The sequence below is a fragment of the Vibrio sp. Y176 genome, assembly GCF_033438945.1.
Map to the genome: position 1 here is coordinate 1 of NZ_JAWOQS010001166.1, position 522 is coordinate 522.

At 44.3% G+C, this 522-nt stretch carries 1 pseudogene; it reads left to right on the plus strand.

Going from position 1 to position 522, the window contains the following annotated elements:
* A pseudogene (locus R7O13_RS30775) lies at positions 1-522 on the plus strand (ABC transporter substrate-binding protein); the annotation flags it as partial.

Genomic DNA, 522 nt, shown 5'->3' on the forward strand with positions numbered 1-522 from the left:
TTGATACTTTAGGTTCAGATGGTATTCGCGTAAACGACAAAGGCCAACGTTTAAGCTTTGCGATTACGTACGGTTACAACTCATGGACACCTCGTATTGCATACTTGAAAGAGCAAGCGAAACTGGCAGGTCTAGAGTTTACATTGAACTTGGTCGATGGTTCATCTGCGTTTAAGTACATTCTAGAGAAGAAGCACCAGCTGGCATTCCTGAACATGGGATCTGGTGAGATTCCAGCTTACTGGGAATACTTGCACTCTGACAATGCGAACAAGCCGCAAACCAATGCTCACACCAACTACAGTAGCCCCGAACTCGATAAGTTGATCGAAGCGTATGATGCTGAGTTTGATCAGAATAAACGTTATGAGCTGTCGCACCAGATTCAAGAATACGTAAAAGAAGCAAATATTATTGTTCCTGGGTACATGGTGTCCTACTCCCGAGTAGCACATTGCCGTTGGGTTAAAATTCCAAAAGATGGCATGACTAAAGCAACGGAATGGGTTCTGCACCCAATGG